Source organism: Mesorhizobium sp. M0018, from assembly GCF_040323955.1.
Lineage (GTDB): Bacteria > Pseudomonadota > Alphaproteobacteria > Rhizobiales > Rhizobiaceae > Mesorhizobium.
In genome coordinates, this window is the sequence record NZ_JAMYVL010000033.1 from 1 (window position 1) to 23166 (window position 23166).

The 23166-nt window shown below is 63.2% G+C and carries 22 protein-coding genes and 2 tRNA genes; 14 read left to right on the forward strand and 10 right to left on the reverse strand.

The genetic code is table 11. The features are described 5' to 3' along the window. Window positions 1-226: 226 nt before the first annotated feature. Window positions 227-3604, reverse strand: coding sequence for a hypothetical protein (locus NKJ81_RS29375; RefSeq protein WP_352542598.1), 3378 nt, complete (start codon window positions 3602-3604; stop codon window positions 227-229). Window positions 3605-3700: 96 nt separating this feature from the next. On the opposite strand from NKJ81_RS29375, the gene NKJ81_RS29380 reads away from it, so the two are divergent. Further along, on the forward strand, window positions 3701-4168 hold the full coding sequence (locus NKJ81_RS29380) for a peroxiredoxin (protein WP_352542599.1): 468 nt from the start codon (window positions 3701-3703) through the stop codon (window positions 4166-4168). Window positions 4169-4306: 138 nt separating this feature from the next. After that, entirely contained in the window at window positions 4307-5599 is a 1293-nt protein-coding gene (locus tag NKJ81_RS29385) for a M23 family metallopeptidase (protein WP_352542600.1), read from the forward strand. Window positions 5600-5673: 74 nt separating this feature from the next. Here the strand turns inward: NKJ81_RS29385 and NKJ81_RS29390 are convergent, their stop codons facing one another. Then, window positions 5674-6465 (reverse strand): alpha/beta fold hydrolase, encoded by a 792-nt coding sequence (locus NKJ81_RS29390; protein ID WP_352542601.1) that lies wholly within the window; start codon window positions 6463-6465, stop codon window positions 5674-5676. A 33-nt stretch (window positions 6466-6498) separates the two neighbouring features. Here NKJ81_RS29390 and NKJ81_RS29395 point away from each other — a divergent pair, with 33 nt between their 5' ends. The 7 genes from NKJ81_RS29395 to NKJ81_RS29425 all read left to right on the forward strand — a co-directional run bounded on the left by NKJ81_RS29395 (window position 6499) and on the right by NKJ81_RS29425 (window position 12384). Further along, complete coding sequence (locus tag NKJ81_RS29395; protein WP_352542602.1) at window positions 6499-6747, forward strand: hypothetical protein; 249 nt, start codon at window positions 6499-6501, stop codon at window positions 6745-6747. A gap of 42 nt (window positions 6748-6789) precedes the next feature. Beyond that, window positions 6790-7956 carry an ROK family transcriptional regulator gene (locus tag NKJ81_RS29400; RefSeq protein WP_352471948.1) on the forward strand — a complete coding sequence of 389 codons (1167 nt, stop codon included), beginning with the start codon at window positions 6790-6792 and terminating at the stop codon, window positions 7954-7956. Then, entirely contained in the window at window positions 7953-8717 is a 765-nt protein-coding gene (locus NKJ81_RS29405; protein WP_292663106.1) for an ATP-binding cassette domain-containing protein, read from the forward strand. Before NKJ81_RS29400 ends, NKJ81_RS29405 begins: the two co-directional genes overlap by 4 nt. A gap of 39 nt (window positions 8718-8756) precedes the next feature. Beyond that, on the forward strand, window positions 8757-9797 hold the full coding sequence (locus tag NKJ81_RS29410) for a sugar ABC transporter substrate-binding protein (RefSeq protein WP_352471951.1): 1041 nt from the start codon (window positions 8757-8759) through the stop codon (window positions 9795-9797). 162 nt (window positions 9798-9959) lie between these two features. Further along, window positions 9960-10955, forward strand: coding sequence for an ABC transporter permease (locus tag NKJ81_RS29415; protein ID WP_352542603.1), 996 nt, complete (start codon window positions 9960-9962; stop codon window positions 10953-10955). Beyond that, on the forward strand, window positions 10952-11731 hold the full coding sequence (locus NKJ81_RS29420) for an SDR family NAD(P)-dependent oxidoreductase (RefSeq protein ID WP_352542604.1): 780 nt from the start codon (window positions 10952-10954) through the stop codon (window positions 11729-11731). Before NKJ81_RS29415 ends, NKJ81_RS29420 begins: the two co-directional genes overlap by 4 nt. Then, complete coding sequence (locus tag NKJ81_RS29425) at window positions 11728-12384, forward strand: GNAT family N-acetyltransferase (RefSeq protein WP_352542605.1); 657 nt, start codon at window positions 11728-11730, stop codon at window positions 12382-12384. Before NKJ81_RS29420 ends, NKJ81_RS29425 begins: the two co-directional genes overlap by 4 nt. A 182-nt stretch (window positions 12385-12566) precedes the next feature. On the opposite strand, the gene NKJ81_RS29430 is transcribed toward NKJ81_RS29425, so the two are convergent. Next, window positions 12567-13070, reverse strand: a complete 504-nt coding sequence (locus NKJ81_RS29430; RefSeq protein ID WP_352542606.1) for a hypothetical protein — start codon at window positions 13068-13070, stop codon at window positions 12567-12569. Window positions 13071-13090: 20 nt separating this feature from the next. Next, window positions 13091-13166, reverse strand: a tRNA-Val gene (locus NKJ81_RS29435). A gap of 217 nt (window positions 13167-13383) precedes the next feature. Here NKJ81_RS29435 and NKJ81_RS29440 point away from each other — a divergent pair. After that, window positions 13384-13460: transfer RNA gene (locus NKJ81_RS29440), tRNA-Asp, on the forward strand. A 93-nt stretch (window positions 13461-13553) separates the two neighbouring features. Here NKJ81_RS29440 and rbsK read toward each other — a convergent pair. Genes rbsK through NKJ81_RS29455 form a run of 3 tightly spaced genes read right to left on the reverse strand, consistent with a single transcriptional unit; the run spans window position 13554 to window position 16042 of the window. Beyond that, window positions 13554-14495, reverse strand: a complete 942-nt coding sequence (gene rbsK / locus NKJ81_RS29445) for a ribokinase (RefSeq protein ID WP_352501556.1) — start codon at window positions 14493-14495, stop codon at window positions 13554-13556. Window positions 14496-14499: 4 nt separating this feature from the next. After that, a complete protein-coding gene (locus NKJ81_RS29450; RefSeq protein ID WP_352471958.1) occupies window positions 14500-14952 on the reverse strand; it encodes an RbsD/FucU family protein in 453 nt (150 codons plus the stop codon). A 31-nt stretch (window positions 14953-14983) separates the two neighbouring features. Beyond that, window positions 14984-16042, reverse strand: coding sequence for an ABC transporter ATP-binding protein (locus NKJ81_RS29455; RefSeq protein ID WP_352456634.1), 1059 nt, complete (start codon window positions 16040-16042; stop codon window positions 14984-14986). A gap of 293 nt (window positions 16043-16335) precedes the next feature. Between NKJ81_RS29455 and NKJ81_RS29460 the strand changes: the two genes are divergently transcribed. The 3 genes from NKJ81_RS29460 (at window position 16336) to NKJ81_RS29470 (ending at window position 20181) form a co-directional block, all read left to right on the forward strand. Continuing rightward, the gene (locus NKJ81_RS29460; protein ID WP_023674663.1) at window positions 16336-18000 is read left to right on the forward strand and encodes an ABC transporter substrate-binding protein; all 1665 of its coding nucleotides are present in this window, start codon (window positions 16336-16338) and stop codon (window positions 17998-18000) included. A gap of 128 nt (window positions 18001-18128) precedes the next feature. Then, window positions 18129-19250 carry a carbohydrate ABC transporter permease gene (locus NKJ81_RS29465; RefSeq protein ID WP_352456633.1) on the forward strand — a complete coding sequence of 374 codons (1122 nt, stop codon included), beginning with the start codon at window positions 18129-18131 and terminating at the stop codon, window positions 19248-19250. 13 nt (window positions 19251-19263) lie between these two features. Further along, entirely contained in the window at window positions 19264-20181 is a 918-nt protein-coding gene (locus tag NKJ81_RS29470) for a carbohydrate ABC transporter permease (protein ID WP_352471960.1), read from the forward strand. A 50-nt stretch (window positions 20182-20231) separates the two neighbouring features. Here the strand turns inward: NKJ81_RS29470 and NKJ81_RS29475 are convergent, their stop codons facing one another. Continuing rightward, a complete protein-coding gene (locus tag NKJ81_RS29475) occupies window positions 20232-20975 on the reverse strand; it encodes a creatininase family protein (protein WP_352501555.1) in 744 nt (247 codons plus the stop codon). A gap of 5 nt (window positions 20976-20980) precedes the next feature. After that, window positions 20981-21547, reverse strand: coding sequence for a 6-phospho-3-hexuloisomerase (gene hxlB / locus NKJ81_RS29480; protein ID WP_352542607.1), 567 nt, complete (start codon window positions 21545-21547; stop codon window positions 20981-20983). Window positions 21548-21731: 184 nt separating this feature from the next. On the opposite strand from hxlB, the gene NKJ81_RS29485 reads away from it, so the two are divergent. Next, window positions 21732-22754, forward strand: a complete 1023-nt coding sequence (locus tag NKJ81_RS29485; RefSeq protein ID WP_352542608.1) for an aldo/keto reductase — start codon at window positions 21732-21734, stop codon at window positions 22752-22754. A 74-nt stretch (window positions 22755-22828) separates the two neighbouring features. Here the strand turns inward: NKJ81_RS29485 and NKJ81_RS29490 are convergent, their stop codons facing one another. Beyond that, window positions 22829-23101, reverse strand: coding sequence for an HU family DNA-binding protein (locus NKJ81_RS29490; RefSeq protein ID WP_006201846.1), 273 nt, complete (start codon window positions 23099-23101; stop codon window positions 22829-22831). Window positions 23102-23166: the final 65 nt, after the last annotated feature.

Consider the following 23166-nt stretch of genomic DNA (forward strand, 5'->3'; position numbering starts at 1 on the left):
TCCATGGTCAGATCGACCCCTCTACCCGCTCAAGTCAAAATGGCAGTCGCGCCATCTCAGAACGAGGCGCCTCTCCCGCGAAGCGGGTTCGTGCATTAGGCGCAAAGCGGCCATTTAGGCCCGGGCGGACGTCAGTCGCCTTTGGATCATGGGCGTGAATTCGCGGGGCGGACGAGCGGCCGCTTAAGATCAAAACTCGGTCGCTCGAGGTAATTGGGTTTTGACCTCACCGATACTCGAAGATCGACCTGAAAATCCCGGGCGCTATCACCGATAGCGGATTGACCTCCAGGTTCGGCTTGTTGGCGTTGCCCTTGAGCCTGTAGGTGACGCCGATCAGGCCGCGGTCGCGGCCGTTGCCGAGCAGTGCGCCGATCAGCGGCAGTTCGCCGAAGATGCGGTTTACGCCGTAGGCCGGCATGAACGTGCCGGTCATGTCCATATTGTTGTTCTGGTCGTAGAGCGTGCCCTGGAAGGTGGTGCCGATGCGCGAGCCGCGCAGCACGCCGTTGCGCAGCTTGAGATAGCCGCTGCCCTTATCGATCTCGCTGAAACCGCGCTCGAACTTCACCCTCGACGTGTCGAGATTGCCTTTGACCGCCTCGTTGAGGCTGCGGTTGTCGCCGGCCGGCGTCGTCGACACGATCGAGGCGAGCTTCGGCTCGTTGACGATAAAGAAGTTCTTGGCGTCGACCTGGCCTTTCATCGGACCGTCGCCGGCCCCGGTGAGCGCCAGCGTGATCGAGCCGCCTTCCATATGCTCGTAGATATTGAGGAAGCGCAGTATGGCGCCGGCGTCGGCCGACTTCATGTTGAGCGTGCGCAGGCCGCCGCCGGCCGTGTTGCTGATGGTGATGGCGGCTCCCGAACTTGCCGTGGCGCTCACCTTGAGCCCGTTCACCCGGGAGCCTGCGGCGCTGTAGTCGAGCTTCAGATTCGACAGCACCTCGTCGTGGAAGCCGGTCAGGGAGCTGACGTCGGCGCTGACCGAGATCGCATCGACGCCAGTGGTCTTGGTGGCGGTGTCGACATCGGACGTGAATTGCTTGATCAGCGAGCGTGCGTCCAGCGCGCTGCCGCTGACCTCGACCGCATAGGCCTTGCCCGACCGCTTCACCGAGACGGCGACGTCGTCGCCCCTGTTCAACGTGACCTTGCTGAATCGGGCCGAGGACAAGGCGCCGTTGACCAGCACGGCGCTGCCGTCGATGGAAAAGGTCTTGCCATCGAGTTCGAAATTGGAGAGCGTCGTGGTGTCGCCGGTCTTCGCCATGGCGAAGACGACCTTGGCGGGAATGCCGGGCCCCTTGCTCCAGCCGGCCCAGGGAATGTCCAGCCTGGCATTGGTCAGGTCGGCCGACACGTTCTGGTTGCCGCTACCGCTCTTGTCGATCGCCACCTTGATGGTTCCGGAAAGCAGCGTCGACAGGCCAGGCATGGCGGTGGCGCGCGTCTTGTCGTCGAGCACCAGCGCCACTTTACGACTGCGTGGCGGGCCGCCATCCCTGAGCGGCTCGATCAGGTCGAGCTCGGCCGGAATGCCGTTGAGCAGCGCCTTGGCCGAGATCACCGCCCGGTCGGGCGCGACCGTGATCGAGCCGTCGGCATGGCTGACCGTCTGGCCCTCGAACGGCTTGCCCAGCGACAGGTCCTTGTAGTCGAGCGCCACCAGCCAATCGAGTTTGGAAGAGTCGACACCGGACTGCAGCGGAATATCGGCCTTGACGTGGCCGGTCACCGTGCCGGACAGGTCGTCCGGCAGCAGGCCGACATGGCGCATGGCGTTGATCGGATCAAAGGATGCCAGCTCGGCGATTGCCGGCGCCTCGCCGGCGACATCGATGTCGAGCGCGCCGATCACCGGCGGATGGTTCGCCGCCTTGACGGTGAGCGTGCCGTTGCTCGCCGCCACCGTGCGGCCGCTCGGCATATAGACGCTGCCCGACGACAGCGCGACGTCGACGTCATTGCCGTGGAAGCCGACGACGCCGACGGCATCGCGGATCGGCGGAATGCGGCCGGCCGTGTCGAAGCGCGATCCTTCGACCTGGAATCGGCCGAACACTTCATCGGCGGAAAGCGGCACGCCGTTGCCGAGCCGTCCGGGCACGACCTGGAACTGCAGGCTGCCATCGACCACGCGGCCGCCGAACAGGTTCTTGAGCACCCACAGCCTGGCATTGCGCGCCGAAAACCAGGGCCATAATTGCTTGACGTGCGAGACCGGCATGTCGTGGACATTGAGCGCCACCGATATGCCCGGCGCCTGGTTGGCGACGAATGAAACCGAAGCCGTGCCCAGCACTTCGCTGCCCGGTCCGGACCGGACGCCGATCTGCTCGGCGACCAGCTTTTGGCTCGTCGGCTGGTAGACGCCGGCAATACGGGCAATGAAGCTGAGCGCCGGCTCCGGCGAATCCGAAGGCGCCAGGGTCGAACCGTCGCTGGTCAGGTCGTAACGATAGGATGGCTCCTCGCCCGCTGCGCCGGTAGCGGGCTTCGGGCCGATCGAACCGGCGAAATCGAAGGTCGAGCGGCCGGTTTTCACCAGCAAGCTTTCGACCTGGATCTTGTTCGACCCGGCGACGAGCGTCGCATCGAGATCGATGTCGGCCGGAAGCAGGCCGCGCGAACCGAGATCGAGCACCGACCCGGTCAGTGACAGGGCAGCGGTCAGCCGCGAACTGTTGTCGCCGGTCCCTTCCGACCCCGCCAGCTTCAAGGCGATCGCGCCCAATTTGCCGCCTGCTGCCGCAGCGTCGGCATCCGCCGCCTGGATGCTGGCGTCCAGCGTGGTGATGCGTCGCGTCGCCGGATCGCGGGTTGCGGAAGCGGCGATGGTAAGCGCCCTGCCGTCGACATCCGCATCGGATGAAAACTCCATGCTTCCCGGTCCCGTCTGCGACACGGAGGCGTCGGCGATGGTGACCGACTTGACCGATCCGGTCTCGGGCAGTTCCAGCTCGACGTTGCGCAGATCGATCTGGCGCATCGAATCCTCGCGCACCGCATCGAGCGCGCGGCTGACGTTGGCGAAGACGGCGGCGGAAAGTTTTTCCGGATCGATGAGGCCATCCTGGTTGCGCAGCCCGGCCGTCCAGTCGCCGCCGGACGGCATCGCGGCCATGACGATGTGCGCGTCGGAAATCCGGGCGCTGGTCAGCCGTACCTCGCCCGAAAGCAGCGGGATCAGCCGGATGCCGAAGCGGACCCGGCCGGCATCGGCCATCGGTTTGCCGTCGGCGGTCTTGAGGCTGACGTCGCTGACCTGCAGCGCAATGAAGCTCGACCCGTCAAGCGTCAGCCGGGCTGGCCCGACGGCAACGTCGACATCGAAGCCGGCCAATCTCTCGATTGCCGTTTCGGCTTCCGCGCGAAGCCGCTCCGAGCCGAAGCCGGACACGCCGATCGCGTAGACGCCGGCGCCAGCCAGCAGCACAAGGGCGACAAGGCCGGCAAACAGCCGCGCCATCAAACGGACGCCGCGACCGATCGACGCCTGGCCGAGCGGCGGGACGCGGCACGCGGACGGAAAGGTTCCCAGGTCGGTGATCTCGTCACGCCTGAACCTGATCTTCTCGTGCTGCGGTAGCTCCTGATCCACGCAATCTTCCGTTGAAACGAATTCGATCGTGGACGAATCCCCGCTCGACATTATATCGATGCAGCCTGGCGCGTAACTTCAAACAAGGGCATCGGTATGGCTGACCTCGACGTGGGCGATGTTGCGCCGCAGTTCGATCTTCCGCGCGACGGCGGCGGTTCACTCAGCCTCGCCGCATTGCTGGGAAAACCCATCGTACTCTATTTCTACCCACAGGACGACACCACAAGCTGCACCAACGAGGCGATCGGCTTTTCGCAGTTGAAGCCGGAGTTCGAAAAGGCCGGCGCCGTCGTCATCGGGCTCTCGCCGGACAACGTCAAGAAACACGACAAATTCAAGGCGAAATACGATCTGAGCGTCGACCTTGTCGCCGACGAAGAGCGCAAAGTGATCGAGGCTTACCATTTGTGGGTGGAAAAGAAGCTCTACGGCCGCACCTATATGGGCGTCGAGCGGGCGACGTTCCTGATCGCCCGGGACGGACGCATCGCCAGGATCTGGCGCAACGTCCGCGTCAAGGGGCACGCCGAAGAAGTGCTGGAGGCGGTTCGCGCCCTTTGAGAGCTGCGCCAGGCCGCTGCAATTCGATGCCCGTTTTGCGCGAGGACCTTTGCCTGTCGTTCGATCCGGCAAAACTTTGTTAACCCTAATAATGTGTAATCAGGCTCGTCGTTGGTGTCGTAACGAAAGCTTGGTCCCGTGAACGTAGCCAGTCAGTCAGCGGTCTTCGGCAGACGCAAAGAGCCCCACACGGTCATCATCGCCCGGGGCGACCAGATAAGGCATTTCACCGTACGCCCATGGCTGGCTGCATTTTGCGGCTCGGCGCTGGCGGCGGTCGTCATCAGCTACCTGCTGGCGACCTCCTATCTGGTGCTGCGCGACGATCTGATCGGCGCCACGACGGCGCGGCAGGCGCGCATGCAGCAGGCCTACGAAGACCGCATCTCGGCACTGCGCAGCCAGGTCGACCGCATCACCAGCCGCCAGCTACTCGATCAGCAGCTGATGGAAACCAAGGTCAGCGAGCTGCTGGAACGGCAGAGCCAGCTCAGCCTGCGTCACGGCCGTCTCGGCCCGATCCTCGAACGAGCCGAAAACGAGGTCGCAACGCCGCCGGTGCCGGTGGCAAAGCCGGACGAACATGCCGATGCGGCCGGCAGCATCCAGCCGACGGCCTATTCCGTCGCCAGCCTTGCCGCCCCCCTTGCCGCTCCTGTGGGCGTTGACGACACCAGGCCGTTCTCGCTGTGGTCGACCCGCGCCGATCCGCTGCCGAGCGAAAGTGCGGCCGACCGGGCAGACAAGCTCTTCGTTTCGATCAACAACTCGCTGAAGGCCATCGAGAGTCAGCAGCTCACCCGCATCGCCACACTTGCCGACAATGCCTACAAAAGCGCCGACGCGATCTCGCAGGCGCTCGAGGCCGCCGGCCTGCCCGTTGATAGCGAATTCGAAAAGAGCGACGTTGGTGGCCCGCTGATACCACTCGACAGCTCGTTGGTCTTCGACAGCAAGGTCAAGGAGTTGGACGAGGCTCTTGACGCGCTGGATCATCTTAAAAAGGAAGCGCGCCGGCTGCCGCTCGCCAACCCCGCCCCCGGCCGCAGCGTTACCAGCCCGTTCGGCGTGCGCACCGACCCCATCCTCGGCACGGCCGCCTTGCATTCCGGCATGGATTTCAGGGCGCCGGTCGGTATGCCGGCCAAGGTCACGGCAGGCGGTGTCGTCGTCAAGGCCGGCTGGAACGGCGGCTACGGCCGCATGATCGAGGTCGACCACGGCAACGGTTTTGTGACGCGTTACGGGCATCTCAGCGAAATCGACGTCGCCGTCGGCCAGAAGCTCAATGCCGGAGACGTCATCGGCAAGACCGGCAACAGCGGCCGCTCGACCGGCCCGCATCTGCACTACGAGGTCCGCCACAATGGCGAGGCGATCGATCCGCTGCGGTTTTTGACCGTCGGCAAGAAGGTCGAGCGGTATCTATAGAGCCGGCGATTCATTCGGCGTGAAGCCGGCGCGCGGCCAACCGCCCGCCAGGCAATATCAAAGATAGATCGCATTCAGCCCTCAGCAGCGGCCATGAACGCGCCGAGCCGCCGGTTGAACGGCTCACCGGTCTGCTGAACGCTGTGCCCCGCGCCGGCGATCACGGCACGATCGGCACCAAGCACGTTTTCGAGCACGTCGCAGACGGCGTCGAATGCTGCGCTGTGCCCGCCGGATACCACCAGTTTCGGGAACGGCGCATCGGCAAGTTGCCGAAGCGGAATTTCGGCCTCCCATGGCCCGCGTTCGACGACGAGCATGGCCGCGCCTTGCGCGAGCGGGGGCGGCAGCGGGTCTGGCAATTGTGTCGCCGAGCCGACCAGATGGAGGAACTGGCGCAAGAAAAGCGCGGGATCGTCGCGGGGTCCGCTTTGCCAGTGGGCCTTCAGGCGCGTCACGAGTTCATTGACGGCAACATCCCCGCGCGCAAGGTCAAAGGCCGGCGGCTCGATCACCGTGAGCGAACGGATTGCTCGCGGGCGCATCGCTGCTGCAAGAAGAGAGATGACGCCGCCATAGGAATGCCCGACCAGATGGACGCGGTTTTCGTCCCAGAGGTCATGCGTCCGATCGAGGAATCCGGCAACCAGTCCGGCGTCGACGGCGAAATCCTCGCGTTCGGCAGGGGAACTTGATCCGTATCCGGGCCGGTCGACCACAACCAGCTTCCAGCGCTCCGCAAGCGGTAGCTGGGCGGACCATGTCATCATGCCGTTCGTGACGCTGCCGTGGACGAACAGAACCGGCGGCCCGTCGCCCCGCACCTCATAGCCGAGATCAATCCCGTCGAGGGTCAGCTTCGGCATCGCATCTCCTCCCGCAGACCGACGAGAGCAAGTATGCTCCCTGCAACGGAAAGGCGCAACGAACTCCGATCCCTGGCCGGCTCACAGCCGGGTTCCGAAATGGGCTTCAGGGCGCTGATCGGAATGCCGGTCAAAGGTCATGCCTGGCGTCCCGTCCAGCCGGTGGCGCTTCATACTGGAAAATTGCCAGAGTTGGCCCATCCGCCGGCGGGCGCGAATCCGCCGGCGTTAGAAGGCCTTGGCCACAGGCGAATTATTTTTGAATTCCATTTGACTGAATAAATATTCGGTGCGAACCTCTGCTCTCTCGAGAGGGCGCCAGACATGGCATTGCGCGGGACCAATCAGGAGTTCGGGCGGCCGTATAACCGGCGCATCGTGCTCGAATCCATCCGCCTTCACGGACCGATCGCCCGCGGCGATATCGCCAGGCGGGTCGGACTCACCGTGCAGACGGTGTCAACCATCGTTCGCGAGCTGGAAGAGCACGGTTACGTGCTGTCGTTGCGCGAAGAGCCCAAGGGGCGCGGCCTGCCACCGGCAACGCTGCGCATCAATCCGGAAGGCGGCTATGCCGTCGGCATCCACGTCACCCCGCTGGGCATCAATGCCGCCCTGATCAACCTAAGCGGCGATGTTATCGAGAGCACCTACCGCGAAGCCCCAAATGCAACGCCCGACCACGCTTTCGAGCTGATCGGCGCCATGGTGCTCGAATTGACGGCATTGCGGCCCGGTGGCCGCGTTCTCGGCATTGGCATGGCGCTGCCCGGACCGTTCGGCGTGGAGTCCATGAGCTTTGTCGGGCCGACCACCATGACCGGCTGGAAGGATGTGGCGCTGCGCGAGCGGCTGGCCGCCTCGACCGGACTGCCGGCCTTTTTCGAAACCGATATGGCGGCGGCTGCTATCGGCGAGCGCCTCTACGGCCTCGGAACGGCATATTCCGAGTATTACTATCTTTATTTCGGCGTCGGTCTCGGCGGCGTCATGGTGCATGACGGGGCGGCATTGCGCGGCGCCTGGGGAAACGCCGGTGAAATCGGCCACATTCCCGCAGTGCCAGGCGGGGAGCCCTGCCCGTGCGGCAATCGCGGCTGCCTCGAACGGTATCTCTCGCTCGAGGCGCTGCGGCGCCGCAACATCGCCGACGCCGAGTGGGTGAGCGAGATTGCGCCGATCTTCCGCAACGCCGTCACCATCATCGAAAACCTGTTCGATCCCGAAACCATCATCCTCGGCGGGCTGGCGTCCACCGAGCTGCTCGAAAGGCTTGCCGGCGCGGCCGCGCACCTGCCCAATTCGGTCTCGGCGCGAAGCGATCGCACGACGCCCCGCGTCAGCGTCGCGCGCGGCGGCCAGCATGCGGTGTTGCGCGGCGCCGCCGCGCTTGCCGTTTCCGGGGTGCTTTCGCCACGCTTCGGCCAGATCTTCACCGCCGAGCGCGAACGCGGACGAGATCTCTTGCATAACAAGGGGATCGCGGCATGAGCGAACCGCTGCTGGTGCTCGACAACGTAGCCAAGAATTACGGCGCCATCGAAGCGCTGAAAGGCATCAGCTTTTCGATCGACAAGGGCGAAGTGGTGGCGCTTCTGGGCGACAACGGCGCCGGCAAATCGACGCTGGTCAAGATCATTGCCGGCGGCCTGGAGCCAACCTCCGGCCGCATGCTGTTCGAAGGCAAGGAATTCCTGGCCAAATCTCCCGCCGAGGCCAAGGCCGCGGGGATCGAGACGGTCTACCAGGACCTGTCGCTTTGCACCAATGTCGACGTGGTCGCCAATTTCTTCATGGGCCGCGAGATCACCAGGAAGGTTCTCGGCATTCCGGTGCTCGACGAGCGCGCCATGGAGCAGGTGGTGCAAAAGGCGCTGGCCAGCGCCGGCACCCGCATTCCCTCGCTTCGCACCAATGTCGAGCATCTTTCCGGCGGCCAGCGGCAGGCCATCGAGCTCAACCGGTTCGTGCATTTTGGCGGCAAGCTGGTGCTTCTCGACGAGCCGTTCGCAGCGCTCGGCGTCGAGCAGACGCGGCGCGGCCTCGACATGATCCGCCAGGTGGCGAGCCAGGGCATCGGCGTCGTCATCATCACCCATATCATGCAACAGGCCTTCCAGGTCGCCGACCGGATCGTGGTGATCCGGCAAGGCGTCGTGGCGGGCGACGTCGCACGCAACAAAACAAGTCCCGACGCGGTGATCAACATGATCACCGGAGAGACGCTCGCCGGTGCCGGACCGGCGAGCTGAGGGACAAATGAGGGGTCCGGCGCAAGAGGAGCGAACGACATGAAGAAAATACTTCTTTCCGTCTTCGGTATCCTGGCACTGGCCTTTGCCACGCTCACGCCGGCATTCGCCCAGTCCAAGGGCACCGTCTACTACATGGTGCCGACATTGCTCGATGAGTTCCAGACCGGCTCGGTGAGCGCGCTGGAACTGTTCCTGAAGCAGGTCGGCTACGAGATGAAGACGTTGAACGCCGACAACAAGACCGACGCTCAGCAATCGCAGATGAACGACGTCATCGCGCTGAAGCCGGCGGCGATCATCCTTGCCGCCGTCGATTTCAATGCGCTGAAACCGTCGATCGAGGCGGCCCGTGCCGCCGGCATCCCGGTCGTCGAGTTCGACCGCCAGATCACCTCGACCCCGTCCGACTTCACCTCGGTGGCCGGAACCGTCGAGATCGGCTACGTCGCCGCCGACCAGGCACAAAAGCTCCTGACCGCGAAGAACGGCTCGGTGAAGGGCAAGATCCTGCAGGTGCTCGGCGATCCGGGCGATCCCTACACGCTCGACATCCAGAAGGGTTTCGAGGAGAAAATGAAGGCGTTCCCGGACGTCAAGATCATCTCGCTGCCGGCCATGCAATGGGAGGCCAGCAACGCCGGCACCATCGTTGCCGACCAGATGCTCGCCAACCCCGACATCGACCTGATCTTCAGCCATGCCGCGCATCTTTCGGTCGCTGCCGTCGCCTCGCTCGAGGCCGCCGGCAAGAAGCCGGGCGACGTCATGCTGATGAGCTCGAACGGCGCTCCGGTCGGCCTCGACCTGATCCGCAAGGGCTGGCTCAACGTCGAAGTCGAGCAGCCGCTCTACGCGCAGGCCGCGGCGGTCGCGATGTTCATGGACAAGGTGGTCAACAAGCAGGAGATCAAGCCCGGCGAATATGATGTGCTTGGCCTGAAATCAACCCTGACCAAGGAAGCGTGGGGACCGAACATCAAGATCCCCGGCGCTGCGATCACCAAGGAAAATGTCGATAACCCGGCCTTCTGGGGCAACATGAAGCCGCCGACCGAAACCATAAAGCCGGTCGAATAGCGAACTCGCCAGAAGCTCCGGGCCATGCCGGCCCGGAGCCCAGCCCTGCAGCCCGGGTGCGTTCGAACGGACGCGCGCGGGAATGCTGCAGCAATTTTCAACCACGCCTGATAGTCCGAAAACCGAGTGGTTTTTCGGGGTCGGCGCCAACCGGATCCTGAGATGAACCCCCGCACGCGCCAAACCCTCGAGCTCATCCTCGACAATCTTGTCTGGTTCATGCTGGTCTTCGTGCTGGTGGTCTTTTCCATCCTTATCCCGAACTACTTCCAACTCGGTATCTTCGCCAACATCATCGAGGCGTCGAGCGTGCTCGGCGTGATGTCGATCGGCCTGGCGCTGGTCATCATCGCCGGTCACATGGACCTGTCGGTCGAATCGGTCGCGGCGCTCAGCGCCATGGCGGTCGGCATCCTGTTCTGCTCGTCCGGCATCGGCCTTGGCATCCAGTTGCAGCCGCAATGGCTCATGGTTCCGGTTTCGCTGCTCATCGCGCTTGCCATCGGCGGCCTCATTGGCGCCTTCAACGGCTATCTGGTGGTCAGGGTCAAGATGAGCGCCTTCATAATCACGCTGGCTTCTTACATCTGGGTGCGCGGCCTGGTGCTGGTCATTTCCGGCGGCCGCTCGGCGCAGGACCTTGCGCCGGCGATCCGCTGGTTCGCCATCCAGCGCCTGCTCGGCCTGCCGCTCACCGCCTGGATCGCGATTGCCTGTTTCGTCATCTCTTCGCTGGTCATGGCCAAGACGCCCTTCGGCCGCCATCTGGTCATGATCGGTGGCAACGAGACGGCGACCTTCCGCGCCGGCATCCGCGTCAACCGCAACCTCGTCATAGCCTTCGTTCTCGCCGGCGCCATCGCCGGCCTTGCCGGCTGGCTGCTGGCGATTCGCACCTCCGGAGCCAGTGCCAATCTCGGTGCGGGATTCTTGTTCAACGCCTTTGCCGCCGTCGTCATCGGCGGCGTCAGCCTGAAAGGCGGTGTCGGCACCCTGCCCGGCGTCTATGCCGGCGTGCTGCTGCTCTCGGCGATCAACACGGCGATCAATTTGATGGGCCTGCCGGCCAATTTCACCCTGGTGATACACGGCCTGCTGGTGCTTGCCGCCGTGCTGCTCGACGCATTCAGGCAGACAATCCGCCAGAGGCTGGCATGACTAGCGATCTCGGAAGGCTTGTCGGCAAGGTGGCGCTGGTCATCGGTGCTGCCCGCGGCATTGGCAAGGCGATCGCGCAGCGCTTTGCCGAGGAAGGCGCAAAGCTCGTGCTGGCCGATACCGAGACCGAAGCCGGACGAGCGACGGCAGATGAGGTCGGCGCCCACTTCATTCATACCGACATTTCGCAGATGGCCGATGCGGAAGCCGCCGTGGCGCTGGCCCTCGACCGTCACGGCCGACTCGACATCATGGTGCAGAATGCCGGCATCTATCCCTGGCAATTGCTGGAAAACACCAGTTCCGACGACTGGGACCGGGTCATGGCGGTGAACTTGCGCGGCAGCTTCATCGCCGCACGCGCGGCGCTGGTGCCGATGAAGGCGCAGCATTTTGGCCGCATGCTGTTCACCTCCTCGATCACCGGCCCGCATGTCACCAGCCCCGGCCACGGCCATTATTCAGCGACCAAGGCCGGCATCAATGGGCTGATCCGTTCGGCTGCGCTCGAATTCTCTGGCTACGGCATTACGGTCAACGGCGTCGAGCCCGGCAACATCCTCACCGAAGGCATAGAGCAGCATCGCGGTGCGGCCTTCATCAAGAACATGGAAGACGCCATTCCGCTCGGCCGGCTCGGCAGCCCGCGCGACGTGGCCAACGCCTTCCTGTTTCTGGCCTCGGACGACGCCAGCTACATCACGGGCACGACCATCATCGTCGACGGCGGGCAGCTTTTGCCCGAGGGCAAGGATTTCCGGCTGCTGCCGCCATGATCCTCGATTTCGGCGGCGGTTTCTTCCTGCGCCGGGCGACCACCGCCGATCATGCAGCGCTTGCGATGATCTGTCTCAAGACCGGCGATGCCGGCAAGGATGCCAGCGGCCGCGAGAACGACCCGGACCTGCTCGGCTTCCTCTACACTATTCCCTACCAGGTGCTCGAACCCGATCTGGCCTTTATTATCGATAGCCCCACAGGTGCGGCCGGCTATCTGCTTGGCGCAGCCGATACGGGCGCTTTCAATGCCAGCCTGGCATCAGACTGGTATCCGGACCTGCAGCGGCGCGTGGTAGACCCGGGACCCGACAACTCGCGCTGGCGCGGCAGCGACTGGGCGCGGTACCGGATCCACCACCCCGATTTCGCTGTTCCGCCTGCGCTGGCGGCCTACCCGTCGCATGGCCATATCGACCTGTTGCCGCAAGCGCGCGGGAAAGGCATCGGCAGGCGCGCGATGGCCTTCCTCGAGCAGCGCCTTGCCGCGAGCGGCTCGACCGGCATCCACCTCGAAGTCATGCCGGAGAACGATGGTGCGCTAAGGTTTTATAGGACGATCGGATTTCGGGTGCTGCAGCACCCGGACCTGCCGATGCATTGCGTTTACATCGGAAAACGGCTTGCTCATCGGGCAGAAGCTGCACGCTGAGCCGCGGCAAGCAATCGCACAACCTGCATGGACACTGACCGGGAGGATTATGGAAGTACAATGCTGCGGTGCTGCAGCAACCATGTGCCTCCGCGTGAACACCTTTGCCGCACCAACCGAACCTTCTGGAAGGCGCCAGGCCAACACGGTGCGGGCTAATCAGAGTGTTGGCGGAGCGTCTACTAGTGCAGTATGGGCGGCAGGGGAACATCCGCGACCGGTCCCCCGGCCACAATCGAGAGCACATAAAGCAGATAAATGGCTAATACCAACAGGGCGAGGAATGAACCGCTGGCAAAGACTCCTGCAACCGCGGCGTCGGGATAAGCTTCGACTTGTTCTTTCTTGAAGGTGTCTTCTTCGTTACGGGTTGTCTTCACAACCCGATCGCCTGGAAGCCGGTTTTTTTCAGCTTCCTTCGATATCTTATCCGCGAGATCTCCTGCGATCACGGGATCGTCCGGAAGATGACTCGCAAGCCATCCAGGAATATTTTCGCTCCCGCCCATGCCCATACGCAATTGAGATACTGCAAGTTGTAGCTTTCGGCAATCGTTTCCCTCATGAGAGGCAAGCAGATCAGACTTAAGTCCCTGCGGAAAGACAGTTTGAATCAGACCAAAGTCCGAGTAGCACAGTGGTCGGATGCGTCTCACCTGGCGATCAGCTTGAGCGGTGTAGCCCAAACTGAACACATCGAGGAAAATGGTGGGCGATGACGGGCTCGAACCGCCGACATCTTCGGTGTAAACGAAGCGCTCTACCAACTGAGCTAATCGCCCGCTCCGGGCCGGACCTTTAAGCAGTTAGGACCGGCTTCGCAAGGCCAAATGAGCGGCCAGTGGCTTGGCCGGGAGCCGGTTTCGGCAACAAAGTTCGGCTTGTCAAAAAACCTTCTGCTGTTTGCTGTTATGCTGTCCGGGTCCGCTTGACACCCGGTGGCTTACCCCTTATCCACCGCCCCAACGACGAACACGGCTGACACGTGCTCGTCCATGCGCGGGTGTAGCTCAGTTGGTTAGAGTGCCGGCCTGTCACGCCGGAGGTCGCGGGTTCGAGCCCCGTCACTCGCGCCATTTCTCCTTTGGGGTCACGTCCCCTGGTGTCGGAGAAATGTCGACGTTGATTTGTCAAAAACCGTCGTCGTTCATGATGTAATCCATACGGTCTCACCTCTTGGCGAGCAGCGCCTCGACTTCCTGCAGCGTCGGCATGGACGGCGCGGTGCCTGGGCGCGTCACCGAGATGCCGGCGACGGCGCAGGCGAAGCGCACCGCTTCCAGAGGTTCGATCCCCCTCGACAGCGCGGCAGCCAGGCCGCCGTTGAAGGCGTCGCCCGCGCCTGTGGTCTCGACCACCGGGCCGGCGGCGACCGCTGCGACATGCTCGGAACGGTCGGCCGTGTGCAGCAGCGCACCGTTTTCGCCAAGCGTCACGATGACTGCCCCAACGCCCTTCTCAAGCAGGCTGTCGGCGGCACGGCGGGCGTCGTCGATCGAGGACACCTTGATGCCGGTCAGTTCCTCGGCCTCGGTTTCGTTCGGCGTGACATAGTCGCAAAGCGTGTAGATGCGGTCCGGAAGCCTGGCCGCGGGCGCCGGGTTGAGGATGGTGGTCACCCCTGCCCCGCGCGCGATCTCCAGCGCCCGCAGCGCCGCCTCGATCGGCTGTTCGAGCTGGGTGACGAAAACGCCGGCCGCGCGGATCAGGCCGGCATTTGCCTCGATATCGGCGGGCGAGATCAGCATCGCCGCACCCGGACTGACGATGATCGCGTTGTTGCCGCTCGTCTCCTCGATGAAGATATAGGCGGCACCGGTGTAGCTTTCCGGTGTGTCGATGACGGCGCTCTTCACGCCGGCGTGCGACCAGGTCTGTCTCGCCATATCGGCAAAGGGGTCGACGCCGAGGCGGGTAAGGAAGGTGACGTCGGCGCCGAGCCGGCCGGCCGCCACCGCCTGGTTCGAGCCCTTGCCGCCGGGGCCGAGCGTGAAGGACGTGCCCAGGATCGTCTCGCCCATGCGCGGCTGGCGGGCGGCGCGGTAGGCCGTATCGGCGACGAAGACGCCCAATATGACAACCGGCTTCATGACGATCGGATTCGCCGGCATCCCGCTACTCCGCATCCGGTGGCACGACGCCCTTGCGGAACGCGAAACAGCCATAGAAGCGGCGCTCGCCGGTCTGGATGACGCAATAGGCCTTCTTGGCGCGTTCGTAGAAGGCGTAGCGCTCGACCGAGATCATCGGCCAGGCCTTGCCCTCGGCGGCATCGATCTCTTTTTGCACTTCCTTCTGCACGGCGGGAATGTCGTCCGGCTTGCCGACGATCTCCATGCGCGCGGCGGCATCGTCGACGAAGGTGTCCAGCGGATAGAGCGACAGTACCGCCTTGACCACGTCGGCCGCCGACGCATCGATGCGCAGCAGCCGGCCAAGCACGGTCTGGCGCGCCACCGAATCGGACGGGAAATTGGTGTCGGCGATAATCAGATCGTCACCGTGGCCCATCGCCCGCAGCGCCTGCAGCACATCGGCATTGAGCAGCGGATTGATTCCTTTGAGCATGGTATTCCTCGCGAAGTTTGCTGGGGCGAAATCAGAGACGCTTGCCGGTCTCTGCGTCGAAGAGATGCACCTGGTCGAGCCGCGGTTTCAGGTGCAGTGTGTCGCCCGGCTTGAAGTCGTGGCGCTCACGGAACAGCGCCACCATCTCGCCCTCGCCGAAGCGCAGGAACACCAAAGTCTCGGAACCGGTCGGCTCGACCACCGAAATCTTCGCCGGAACACCATCGGGATGGATTTCGAGATGCTCGGGCCGCACGCCGTAGACGACATTACGGCCATCCTCGACGGCACTGGTCGCCGCAATCGGGAACGGCGTCCCGGCGATCTCGACGACGGGCTTGTCGCCCTTGCGCACGACGCCCTTGAGCAGGTTCATCGAGGGCGAGCCGATGAAGCCGGCGACAAACAGGTTGGCTGGCCGGTCGAATAATTCCAGCGGCGCGCCGACCTGTTCGATGCGACCGTCGCGCATCACCACGATCTTGTCGGCCATGGTCATGGCCTCGATCTGGTCGTGGGTGACGTAGATGGTGGTGGTCTTCAGCCGCTGGTGCAGTTCCTTGATCTCGGTGCGCATCTGGACACGCAGCTTGGCGTCGAGATTGGAGAGCGGCTCGTCGAAGAGGAACACCTGCGGGTTGCGCACGATGGCGCGGCCCATGGCGACGCGCTGGCGCTGGCCGCCAGAGAGCTGGCGCGGATAGCGCTTGAGGTAGGGATTGAGGTCGAGGATGTCGGCGGCGCGCTTGACCCGCTCAGTGACCACCGCCGGGTCGGTTTTGCGCAGCTTGAGAGCAAAGGCCATGTTCTGCTCGACCGTCTTGTGCGGATAGAGCGCGTAGTTCTGGAACACCATGGCGATGTCGCGCTTGGCCGGCGGCAGATGGTTGACGACGCGCTCGCCGATGGCAATGGTGCCGCCGGAGACCGTTTCCAGCCCGGCCACCATCCTCAGCAGCGTGGACTTGCCGCAGCCGGAAGGCCCGACCAGCACCACGAACTGCCCGTCGGCGATGTCGACGCTGACATCGTGCAGAACCTTGACGGTTCCGAACGCCTTGGCCACATTGCGGATCGCGACTTGAGCCATCATTCCCCCTTCAGTTGCCGTGAAGCTAAACAACGCAAACGGCGAGGGCAAGTCAGTCTCTTATAGATAAAAAACCCATTCACGTTGACACCGCACTTCGTTGTGCGAATAGTGACAGTGTCCGGCTTATGACCCTGTTCCGGGCGCACCGGTACGCTTGTCCGGCACTGAATGCCAAGCGTCGCGGGAGGGAGAATTCGGGCCGCTATTTACCGGAGTCGCTGTCGTTGGGGAACATAATCGGCGCTCCACCATCTGAACCAATTCACAATTGACCTTCTGGGAGGAACGAAATGAAAGTCAGCCTTTATAACCAACTTGTCCGCGCCGGGGCCACCCGCCGCGACGTGCTGAAGGGAGCGGCCAGCATGGCCGCCCTCGCGGCGGCCTCAAGCGCCGGGCTTGGTGCGCTGACGCGCACGGCTGCGGCCGCCGACGACCTGCGTGCGCAGATCCTGCAGATTCCGGGTGTCGGCAAGGGTCAGCCGACCGATGCCGACTTCCAGCAGGTCGGCGAGCTTTGCCTTGGCGCCACCAAGGCCAATGTCAAGGAAGGCGAATTCGCCGGTGTCGAACTCACCTTCATGGGCCTCAACAACCAGAACCTGCACAATGTGCTGTTTCGCGGCTTCCTGAAGCCGTGGGAGACCTATACCGGCGCCAAGATCAACTGGATCGACCTGGCGCAGGCTGACTACAACGCCCGCCTGCAGCAGTCGATCGCGACCGGCACCGTCGATTTCGACATCATCGAAATGGGGGCACCGTTCGAAGGCGACGTCTGCGGCAAGGGTCTCACCTCCGAGATGCCGGACTGGGTCAAGGACCAGATCGACATGAAGGATGTCGTGGCCTATCTGCAGCCGCCGGTGGGCACCTGGGACGGCAAGCAATATCGCGTGACCGTTGACGGCGACGCACATAATTTCAACTACCGCACCGACGTGTTTGCCGATGCCGACCTCGCCAAGGCCTGGAAGGACGGCGGCGGAGAAGGCGAATGGGGCGTGCCGAAGACCTGGCAGCAGGTGCAGGCGGTGACGAAATTCCTCAAGGGCAAGCAGGTGAAGGGCCAGGATGTCTTTGGCTACCTCGATGCGCCCAAGCCCTGGGGCGGTTTCGGCTTCTATTTCCTCGGCAGCCGCGCCAGCGCCTACGCCAAGCATCCCGATGACAAGGCCTGGCTGTTCGATGCCGACACGATGAAGCCGCGCGTCAACAATCCGGCATGGGTGCGGGCGATCCAGGACGTCATCGATGCCCTGCCCTCCGAACCCGCCGACCAGATCAACGCCGACCCGAACACCACCGCCTTCCAGCAATTCCTGGCAGGCACCGGTTCGATGGTCACCTGGTGGGGCGACGTCGGTTCGAACGTCAAGACCAACGATTCCTCGGTCGTCGGCGACATCACCGGCTTCTCGATCCTGCCGGGCTCGGACGATGTCTACAACTCCAAGACCGGCCAGTGGGACAAGCTCGCCAGCGGCCCGAACCATGCGCCGAACTGCGCCTATCTCGGCTGGGGCGTTTATGTCATGGCCCGCGTCGACAGCGACGAAAAGAAGAAGAAGGCGGCATGGTCTGCCGCTGCCCATCTCGGCGGCAAGGACCTGTCGCTCTGGTGCGCGGCCTATCCGTCGGGTTTCCAGCCCTATCGCAACTCGCATTTCAACATTCCGGAATGGGTGGCGGCGGGCTACGACGAGGCGTTCATCACCTCGTATCTGAAGTCGGAAGCCGACAGCTACAACCATCCGAACGCGGCGATCGAGCCGCGCATCCCCGGCATCTTCCAGTACTACAGCGCCGCCGAGGACATTTTGGCCAACACCTTTGCCGGCAAGATGAAGGCGCAGGAAGGCGCCGACGCCATCGCAGCCGCCTGGGAGAAGCTGACCGACCAGATCGGCCGCGACAAACAGGTCAAGCTCTACAAGGCCTCGCTCGGCATGTAGGCTGAGATCGTGAAACCTGGTCCGGCGGCGCTCAGCCGCCGGACATCCGCTTGACCGGCCCGGCCTCGATCGGCTCGGCCGGTCATCGAGCCTCCTGTGAACAGGCAAGACGCGTGGCTGACCGGACCCTGGCTGACCAGACTTTGTCGACAAGTGAATGGCCGGCAGGCGCCGTGCCATCCGACCTGATTCCGCGGAGCCGCAAACGGCTTGGCTGGGCGCTGATGGCTGCTGCGACGCTCGGCCTTCTGGCGGTGATCGCGCTGCAAATCCTCTACAAGAGCGAGGTCGACACTATCGGCTTCGACACCTGGCGGCCGGTGGTCTATGCCTACGTGCTGTGGGGTGTCGCGCTCGGCATCGGCCAGGTGCTGACGCGCGGCGAGGACGGCCAGCGCGCGCTGTTCCTGCTGCCGGCGCTGCTGTTTACCATTGCCATGGTGATCTTCCCGACGCTGTTCGGCTTCTACATCGCGCTGACCGACTGGAACCTCAGTTCCTTCAGCGGACGGCAGTTCAACGGGCTCGACAATTTCTGGCAGATGCTGAACGACGCCTATTATCGCAACGCGCTGTTCAACATGGTGCTCTACGTGCTGGCGGTGTTCGTCGAATATGTCATCGCCTTCGGCCTGGCGCTGCTGCTCAACGCGCAGATTAGGGCACGAAAATTCTTCCGCGTCGTGTTTCTCATGCCGCTGATGCTGTCGCCGGTGGCGGTGTCGTGGATGATCGGCAAGTCGCTGATGGAATACCGCTTCGGGCCCGCCGCGACGCTGGCGCGCCACCTCGGCTGGGAAAACCCGGCCTTCTTCTCCAACCCGATCACCGCCCGCATCTCGATCATGGTGCTCGACGCGTGGACGTTCATCCCGTTCATGATGATCATGCTGCTCGCCGGCCTGCAGGCGATGTCGCGCGAGGTGCTCGAGGCAGCGCGTGTCGATGGCGCCACTGCCTGGCAGACTTTCTGGCAGGTCACCTTCCCGCTGATGCTGCCGGTGTCGGTGACGGCGGTCATCCTGCGCATCATCTTCAAGCTGAAGCTCGCCGATATCATCATCACCGTCACCTCCGGCGGGCCGGGCGGCGCGACCGATTCGGTGTCCAGTTTCATCTACCGCGAATATCGCGACCGTTCGAACGTCGGCTACGGCACGATGCTGGCGATGGCCTATTTGATCATCATCATCGTGTTCGTGACCTGGCTGCTGAAGTTCGCCAGCCGCTTCGTGCGCAACGTCAACTGATCGGGCCGGCAAGATGAGCGTTCAGACCACCGACTATGCCGCTTCCGAAATCCGCTCGCCGGCGAGCTTCCTCGCTAACCGCGTCTTCATCTATGGCGCGCTCATCTTCTGGGCTTTCATCTGCCTGTTCCCGATCTATTGGACGATAACCACTTCGTTCAAGACCGCGGTCGACGTCACCCAGGGCCATCTGATCCCGTTCGTCGACTTCCGGCCCGACTGGAAAGGCTGGCGTTCGCTCGGCCTGTCGCCGGACTCGATCTTTCGGACGTCGACGGTCCGCGACGAATTCATCAAGCGCTTCATGAATTCGGTCATCACTTCGGTCGGCGCGTCGAGCCTCGCCATCGTCATCGGCAGCCTCGCCGCCTACGGGCTGACCCGCTATCGTTACAAGTTTGCCTGGTTCAGGAACGAGGATATTTCCTTCTTCTTCCTGTCTCAGCTGATCCTGCCGCCGGTGGTTTTGGCCTTGCCCTTCCTCGTGCTTTACCGGGAGGTCGGCCTGCTCGACACACGCGTCGGGCTGATCCTGCTCTATACGCTGATGGTGCTGCCGATCGTCATCTGGATCATGCGCGACCAGTTCAACTCCATCCCGGTGGAGCTGGAGGAGGCAGCACTCGTCGACGGCCTGTCGATCTGGGGCGCCTTCTTGCGCATCGTCATGCCGATCGCGCTGCCGGGCATGGTCGCCGCCTTCATCCTGGCGATGGTGCTGTGCTGGAACGAGTATTTCTTCGCCGCGCTTTTGACCTCGACCGACGCAAAAACCATTCCTGTCATGGTGGCCAGCCAGACCGGCTCACAAGGCATCAACTGGTGGTCAATGGCGGCGCTTGCCACCGCCGCCATCACACCGCTCGCCGTCATCGGCATCGCGCTCGAGCGTTACCTGATCATGGGCATGACAGCGGGCGCGGTGAAATAACTGCGCCGGCTCTCCCTTCTCCCCTTGTTGCGGGAGAAGGGAAAAGCGCGCTAACCCGAAAGTGTTGCCCGCAAATGCTCGAGGATCATGGCAACCCCTTTTTGCCCCAACTCCACCGAGGCTTCGGGCGCACTTGCCGTGTACCAGCCGGTGTTGTCGGCGAAGCGGCCGGCATCCACCGCCTCCGGGCACAGCGCCAGCATCAGCGACGTCTCGCCGATGCCGGCATGGTCGAATGGGTACTGGCTGTGCATTGAGGCCGGCATCAACGGATGCACCTGCACCCAGTTGAAGAAATTGCTGCCCTCGGCGTGTTCGGCATAATAGTCAGCCATCGCCGCAGAGCCCCACCAGCCTTCGCCACGTTCTTTCTCCAGGAAGCGGAAGATCGCCTGCCGGCCGGCGGCCTTGAAGGCGAGATCGGTTGGCATGCCGGCGGCAAAATTTTCGGTCTGGTGGTGAATGATGGCGTGGATGTTGCGGAAGCCGATGCGCAGCAGGCTATAGAACAGTTCTTCCGCGAATGGCGCCAGCACATTGCCGCCGACCTGCAGCGAACCACTGCCCTCCGGTGCTGCAACGGCATAGCTCGCCGCGCCGTAATAGAAGGGCGGCAGAATGACGATTTCGGCTTCTTTTTCGAACAGTTCCAGGCTCTTGACCACCGCCAGCGTGTCCATGCCGACGGCCATGTGCTCGCCGTGATATTCAAGCACACCCAGCGGCAACACGACCGGCCGGTTTTCGGCGATCACCTTGCGTATCTGATGCGGCAGCATCAATTCGTAGCGCATGACACCTACTCCATATTGGTGTGGCGCGCGCGCATCGCTTCCGCCGAGACGCCGGTCAGGTCCCTGAGCTTCAGCACCATCACTTCGAAGAGGACGAACAGCGCGCCTTCGAACACCGAGCCCATCGGCAGGACGGATGTCTTTTCCGGCCCCTGGTCGTCGGCCATGGTCTGAGCCGGGATAAGCAGTGTGAAGTCGGCCAGCTTCGCGGCGGAGCTGTCGGCTTGCGCGGTGAGCAGCAGGACTGTGGCACCGGCCTCGCGCGCGACCTGCATCAAGGTCAGCACCGTCGACGTCTCACCCGGGCCGGAACTGGCGAGGAAGACATCGCCCTCGCCCAGCGGCGGCGTGGTCATGTCGCCGACGACCGACACCGGCAGACCGAGATGGTAGAGCCGCATGGCAAAACCCTTGACCTGCAGCGCCTCGCGGCCGCAGCCATAGGTGACGATCTTTTTCGCGCCGGCCAGGATGGCGCAAGCTGCGTCGATACGGCTTTCGTCGACGCGCTCCAGCACGGTGCCAAGCTCGTTCAGCGCAATCCCAAACAGGTTTTCGCCGGCGTCCGTCATGACATTTGCACCAGCTTGCCGGTGCCGGAGAACCATTTGAATATCTTAGTCACCTTTGCCCCGAACGGCTTGTTTTCATTCATGCTATCACCGCGAAAATCGGTGTCCAACGACACGCAGTGCTTTTGATGCGCCACAGCCGTGATAGTGTCACGGCAAATCGCAAATGAGGAAACGGCAGCATATGAAGACACGGCATTTCGACCGCATCGGCAATGGCGGCATCACCTTCACCGAGCTCGGCTTCGGCACTGCGCCGCTCGGCAATCTTTATCGCGCCGTATCCGATGAGGATGCCAATGCTACGCTGGAGGTGGCATGGCGGGTCGGCTGCCGCTACTACGACACCGCGCCGCTCTATGGGCTGGGCCTTGCCGAAACGCGGCTCAATCCGTTCCTGCGTTCGAAGAAGCGTGACGACTACGTGCTGTCCAGCAAAGTCGGGCGCATCATGCGCGCCTGCCCGCCGGAACAGCGCACCGGCATCGGCAAATTCTTCGACACCCCATCGCGCCGCGAGGTCTACGATTACAGCTATGACGGCGTCATGCGCTCCTTCGAAGCCTCGCTGGAACGGCTCGGCGTTGACCGCATCGACATCCTCTTCGTGCACGATGTCGACATCTTCACCCATGGCAGCAAGGAAGCCTCGGACCAGCGCATCCAGGAATTCATGAGTTCCGGCTACTACGGATTGCTGGCATTGCGCGACCAGGGCGTGATCAAGGCGTTCGGCGGCGGCATCAACGAGTGGCAGGTTGCCCAGACGCTGGCCGAGCGCGGCGATTTCGATCTGTTCCTGCTTGCCGGGCGTTACACGCTGCTGGAGCAGGAAGCGCTGCAGTCTTTCCTGCCGCTATGCCAGCAACGCGGCATCGGCATCGTTCTCGGCGGGCCTTACAATTCCGGCATCCTGGCAACCGGGCCGAAGCCTGGCGCCTACTACAATTATTCGGAGGCGCCGCAGGACATCATCGACCGCGTCACCCGCATCGAGGCGGTCTGCAAACGCCACGGCGTGCCCCTGATCGAGGCGGCGCTGCAGTTCCCGCTGCTGCATCCTTCCGTCGTCTCGGTAATCCCCGGCGGCCAGCGGCCGGGCGAAGTCGAAAGCAATCGCTCGCTGCTCGACGCGAAGCTGCCGTCGGCGCTGTGGACCGATCTCAAGAAAGAAGGCTTGATGCGCACGGACGCGCCGACGGCATAGCGCCGCCTTTTCCATCAGAAAAGAAAAACCGGATATGCCGGCTTTTCTTTTCTCTGAAAGACTTAAGGAGGCGCCTAGTTGACCGCGTCCTTGAGGCCCTTGCCGGCCGAGAACTTCGGCACGGTGCGCGCCGGGATCTTCACTTCCGCACCGGTCTGCGGATTGCGGCCGGTCGACGCGGCGCGTTTTGACACGGTGAAATTTCCGAAGCCGACAAGCCGGACATCGCCGCCCTTTTTCAGTTCGCCGGTGATCACGGAAAACACCGCATCAACCGCCGACTGCGCGTCACCCTTCGAAATACTCGCGGCATCGGCGACAGCGGACACCAGTTCGTTCTTGTTCATAAAAATTCCCTTCCATGAGAAAACCGGAACACTCGACTCATCCGGCAGGAAACGGACTTTAGAAA